The organism is Peterkaempfera griseoplana, from assembly GCF_001418575.1.
Classification (GTDB): Bacteria; Actinomycetota; Actinomycetes; order Streptomycetales; family Streptomycetaceae; genus Peterkaempfera; species Peterkaempfera griseoplana.
Window position 1 is genome coordinate 1 of sequence record NZ_LIQR01000690.1, and the last position, 4,583, is coordinate 4,583.

Here is a 4,583-nt window from a genome sequence, read left to right on the forward strand (position 1 = left end):
AGGTCGATGCCGGCCCGGGCGGCCGGAGCGGCGAACGCCTGGCGGTCCTGCTCGGCGCGGAACAGCGGACCGGCCTCCAGCAGCCGGGTCTGCAGCTGGGTGTGGCGGCGGATGCAGTCCTTGACGATGTCGACCAGCTCGGCGGCGCGGCGCTTGTGCTCGGGCTCCTCGGACTCGTCGCGGGCGCGGCGGATGTTGGTGAGGATGGCGTTCTCGTGGCGGTAGCGGTCGGCGACATGGTCCAGCGCTTCGGCGATCATGTCGGGGACGGCGACCGTCCAGTCGACGGCGCGGACGTTGCGGCGGGTGGCGTCCAGGGCGCGGCGCAGCGTCTCGGCGTACTGGACGGTGCGGTAGCGGGCCTGCTCCGCGGCGAGCTGGGCGTCCGCGAGGCGGCCGCGGCGGATCAGCACCTCCAGCTTGACCTCGGCGGCGATCTGAGCGGAGGTGACATCGGTGTCGAGAGCGCCGACCAGGACGTTGACCGCCTCGTCGGTGGTGCGCAGATAGATCCCGCCGTCGGGGCCGGGGACCTCCTCGACCAGTTTGAAGTCGTAGTCGCGGCGGACGTAGGCGCCGTCGGGCCCGAAGGTGCCGTAGACGGCGCGGAAACCGCGGTCCACGCTGCCGACGTTGATCAGCGACTCCAGGACCCAGCGGGCGACCCGCTGGTGCTCGGCGGCGGGACGGCCGGGGCTCTGCGCGGCCACGCGGGGCAGCAGCCGGGCGAGCACCAGGTCGCGGTCGGCGCCGGTGTCGAAGTCCATGTGCAGGGTGACCAGGTCGATGGCGGCGAGGCCGACCTCGGCCATGGCGTAGACCGCGTACTCGCCGGCCAGGTTGACCTTGCGGGCGTCCAGGTCGTGCAGCGGGGCGGTGCAGGCCAGCGCCCTGAGCCTGCGGGCGAGGCCCTCGTCGGCCGCGGGGCCGGGAGCGGGCCGGCCTGCCCCGCCGGGGTGCGGCGCCGCGGGCGCGGCGGGGCGCACCTGCCGGGGCAGGGCGGGCTGGTCGGCGGTCGTGGTCACGGTGGTCAAGATTAGAGGCAGCTACGGACAACGTCCCAAACGCCCCGAATGGGGGCGGTTGAGATGACCGTCCGTGAGGGTGCGGCGGCCGGTCTCCACGCGTAGGCCACCCGTATTGCCGCGGATGTCCGGCGGCAGTAGGACAGAAGCACCGGAGCCCGACAAATCGGCTCCCCCACGCCCAGGAGGCGTCATGCAGCAGACCGGCGGGACCACCAGGATGAGCAAGGAGATGCAGGAGTGCGTGGACGCGTGCCTCGCGTGCCACAACATCTGCGAGGAGACCATCAGCCACTGCCTGCAGCAGGGCGGGCGCATGGACGCGCAGATCATGCGCGCGCTGATGGACTGCAGCGAGCTGACCCGGACGTGCGCGGACATGATGATGCGCACCTCCCCCATCAGCGCCGAGATGTGCGCCATGTGCGCGCGGGCCTGTGACATGTGCGCGGAGGCGTGCAAGGCGATGCCCGACGACGCACAGCTGGCCAGGTGTGCGGAGGCGTGTCGTCGCTGTTCGCAGATGTGCCGCGCCATGTCCGGCGTACGGGCCTGACGGTCCGGCGTCTCCCGCCGCCGGCGGCTCCGAGCCGGGCGGTTCGTCCCCGACGGCTGTGCTCGGGTGCGGCTGCGCCCAGGCGCGGCCGTGCTCAGGTGCGGTCGCACGCAGGTGCGGCCGTGCTCGGGTGCGGCCGTGCTCGGGTGCGGCCGTTCTCAGGTGCGGGTGACGGGGAACTTCCGGCGGACGATGTCGGCGGTGGCGGGGTCGGCGGGCAGGAAGTGCTCGATGGCGAGTTCGGACACGGCCACGTCCAGCGGGGTGTTGAAGGTGGCGATGGTGCTGATGAAGGCCAGCTCCCCGTGGGCGGTGCGCAGCCGCACCGGCAGGGCGACCGCGGCAACGGAGGGGTGCGTCTGCGCCGGGTCCTCCGCGTGGTCGTCGCCCTCGGGGCCCGGATAGCCGCTGACCTCGGCGTACAGGCGGCGCAGCGGTTCGCTGTCCCAGATCGACAGATGCCGCTCCACCCGCTCCAGCAGATGCCTGCGGACCTGGCCCAGGTTGACGATCCGGGGGGCGAGCCCCTGGGGGTGGAGGGCGATCCGGATGAGGTTGAGCGGGGGCTGCAGCAGCCGCCCGGGGATGCCCTCCAGCAGTGCGGCCATCCCGCTGTTCGCGGCCAGCACGTCATGGCCCGCGTCCAGGACGACGGCCGGGCAGGGCTCGTGGCCGCGCAGCACCCCCTCCAGCGCGGCGCGGACGGCGGCCATGCCGGGGTCGTCGGGGTCGTGGTAGGACGACTCGCGGAAGACCGGCGCATAGCCGGCCGCCAGCAGCAGGGCGTTCCGTTCGCGCAGCGGCACGTCCAGGTGCTCGGCGAGTTTCAGCACCATCTCCTGGCTGGGCCGGGAGCGGCCGTTCTCGATGTAGCTGATGTGGCGCGCCGAGCTGTCGGCGGTCAGTGCCAGATCGAGCTGGCTCACCCGGCGGCGTTCGCGCCAGCGGCGGAGCAGCGGCCCGACGCCGCCGGTGGCCGGGGCGGGGGTGGTGGTCAGCGACAAGGCGCTCCTCCGGACGGCTCGTCGGTGGTCATCACCCCGACCGTATCGGAGTCCGCCGGGCGGCCGCGCCGGTCAGACCTTGCGCTGCACGTCGTGTGCCAGCGCCCTGGCCCAGTGGGCCAGTTCCTCGCGGTGCCGGGCGTCCCCCCGGCAGAGCGCTCCGGCCTGCTCGTCGGTGAGCCGGTCGGCGCCGGGCGCCTCCAGGAGCCGGGCGGCCTCGCTGAGGACCCACGCCAGCCGCTCTGCGTCGTCGTGGCTGATCATGACGGCTTGCTGGTGGTGGCTGATCGTGACAGATCCGGGCATCACTGCCTCCTCTGGTCGGCCGTCTCCCACGCTACCTGCATCCGGGGGGTCTGTCCGGGGCAGCTCTGCGATCATGGGAGCGGGAGAGGAGGCGGCCCTGCATGGCGGATGCGGTGATCGATCTCAATGCGGACCTCGGCGAGGGGTTCGGGCGCTGGACGCTGACCGACGACGAGGCGCTGCTCTCCGTCGTGACCAGCGCCAATGTCGCGTGCGGCTTCCACGCCGGCGACCCGTCGACGATGCGGCGGGTCTGCGGCCGGGCGGCCGGGCGGGGGGTGCGCATCGGGGCCCAGGTCTCCTACCGCGATCTGGCGGGGTTCGGACGGCGCGCGATGGACGTGCCCCCGGAGGAGCTGGCCGACGAGGTCGCCTACCAGATCGGCGCCCTCGAGGTGTTCGCCCGGGCCGCCGGATCGCGGGTGTCGTACGTCAAGCCGCACGGGGCGCTGTACAACCGGGCGGTCACGGACGGGGAGCAGGCCCGCGCCGTGGCGGCGGGGGTGGTGCGCGCCGGGGAGCTGTGCGGCGGTCCGCTGCCGGTGCTCGGCCTGCCCGGCTCCGAGCTGCTGCGGGCGGCCCGGGAGGCAGGACTGCCGGTGGTGGCCGAGGCGTTCGCGGACCGCGCCTACACGGCGGCGGGGACGCTGGTGCCGCGCGGGCGGCCCGGGGCGGTGGTGCACGAACCGGAGGCGGTACTGGCCAGAGCGGTGCGGATGGCCCGGGAACAGCAGGTGACCGCGGAGTCCGGTGAGACGGTGCAGGTCCGCGCCAGGTCGCTGTGCGTGCACGGGGACACCCCGGGCGCGGCGGAGCTGGCGGGCAGGCTGCGGGAGGCCCTGGCGGCTGCCGGGGTCCGGATCGAACCGTTCACCGGATGAGGGGCGCGCCGGAGCCGCAGCACGGGCCGGTGGTGGTGCGCCCCATGGGCCGGCGGGCGCTGCTGCTGGAGCTGGAGTCGGCGGAGCGGGTGGCGGCCTGGCATGCGGAGCTGCTGCGGCGCCGGGAGGCCGGGCGGCTGCCCGCCGGGCTGGAGATCGTGCCGGCGGCGGGGACGGTGCTGCTGGACGGCCTGGACGACCCGGCGGCGCTGGCCGCCGAGCTGCCCGGCTGGCGGGTGCCCGCGGTCGCGGCCGGGGAGGGACCGCTGGTGGAGGTGCCGGTGGTGTACGACGGCGCGGACCTGGCCGCGGTGGCCGGGCTGTGGGGGGTGACCGAGGCGGAGGCGGTACGGCTGCACTGCGCGCCCGAGTACCGGGTGGCCTTCTGCGGTTTCGCTCCCGGCTTCGGCTATCTGACGGGCCTTCCGGAGCGGCTGTCCGTGCCCCGGCTGGCCACTCCGCGGACCAGGGTGCCGGCCGGTTCGGTGGCGGTCGCCGGGTCGTACACCGGCGTCTATCCGCAGCCCTCCCCCGGCGGCTGGCGGCTGCTGGGGCGGACCGGACTGCGGCTGTGGGACCCGGCTCGGCAGCCGGCGGCCCTGCTGGCCCCCGGGGTGCGTGTGCGGTTCGTCCCGGTCCCCCCGCCGGCCGGCAGGCCCGGGGAGGCGGAGCCGTCGCGAGCGCCGGACGACACGGAGGGGCGGGGATGAGGACGCTGGAGGTGGTGCGGCCGGGTCCGCTGACGACCGTTCAGGACGAGGGCCGGCGCGTGGCGCACCTGGGGGTGCCACGCGCCGGCCCTCGTCCTGAA

General features: G+C 74.8%; 5 protein-coding genes and 1 pseudogene. 3 read left to right on the forward strand and 3 right to left on the reverse strand.

All coding sequences use genetic code 11. The features are described 5' to 3' along the window. Window positions 1-986: pseudogene (locus AOK09_RS35465) on the reverse strand (hypothetical protein); the annotation flags it as partial. Between the two features lie 232 nt (window positions 987-1,218). On the opposite strand from AOK09_RS35465, the gene AOK09_RS35470 reads away from it, so the two are divergent. Continuing rightward, entirely contained in the window at window positions 1,219-1,581 is a 363-nt protein-coding gene (locus AOK09_RS35470; protein WP_055591302.1) for a four-helix bundle copper-binding protein, read from the forward strand. Between the two features lie 158 nt (window positions 1,582-1,739). Here the strand turns inward: AOK09_RS35470 and AOK09_RS35475 are convergent, their stop codons facing one another. Both AOK09_RS35475 and AOK09_RS35480 read right to left on the reverse strand, forming a co-directional pair. After that, window positions 1,740-2,579, reverse strand: coding sequence for an MmyB family transcriptional regulator (locus AOK09_RS35475; RefSeq protein ID WP_055591306.1), 840 nt, complete (start codon window positions 2,577-2,579; stop codon window positions 1,740-1,742). Window positions 2,580-2,657: 78 nt separating this feature from the next. After that, the gene (locus AOK09_RS35480; RefSeq protein ID WP_055591303.1) at window positions 2,658-2,891 is read right to left on the reverse strand and encodes a hypothetical protein; all 234 of its coding nucleotides are present in this window, start codon (window positions 2,889-2,891) and stop codon (window positions 2,658-2,660) included. Window positions 2,892-2,992: 101 nt separating this feature from the next. Between AOK09_RS35480 and AOK09_RS35485 the strand changes: the two genes are divergently transcribed. Beyond that, the gene (locus AOK09_RS35485; protein ID WP_079063685.1) at window positions 2,993-3,772 is read left to right on the forward strand and encodes a LamB/YcsF family protein; all 780 of its coding nucleotides are present in this window, start codon (window positions 2,993-2,995) and stop codon (window positions 3,770-3,772) included. Next, the gene (locus AOK09_RS35490; RefSeq protein WP_055591305.1) at window positions 3,769-4,482 is read left to right on the forward strand and encodes a 5-oxoprolinase subunit B family protein; all 714 of its coding nucleotides are present in this window, start codon (window positions 3,769-3,771) and stop codon (window positions 4,480-4,482) included. Before AOK09_RS35485 ends, AOK09_RS35490 begins: the two co-directional genes overlap by 4 nt. Window positions 4,483-4,583 lie beyond the last annotated feature (101 nt).

Excerpts from the sequence above, each read along its gene's own strand:
- AOK09_RS35480 (WP_055591303.1), bottom strand. The coding sequence starts at position 2,891 with ATGCCCGGATCTGTCACGATCAGCCACCACCAGCAAGCCGTCATGATC.
- AOK09_RS35490 (WP_055591305.1), top strand. The coding sequence starts at position 3,769 with ATGAGGGGCGCGCCGGAGCCGCAGCACGGGCCGGTGGTGGTGCGCCCC.
- AOK09_RS35485 (WP_079063685.1), top strand. The coding sequence starts at position 2,993 with ATGGCGGATGCGGTGATCGATCTCAATGCGGACCTCGGCGAGGGGTTC.
- AOK09_RS35470 (WP_055591302.1), top strand. The coding sequence starts at position 1,219 with ATGCAGCAGACCGGCGGGACCACCAGGATGAGCAAGGAGATGCAGGAG.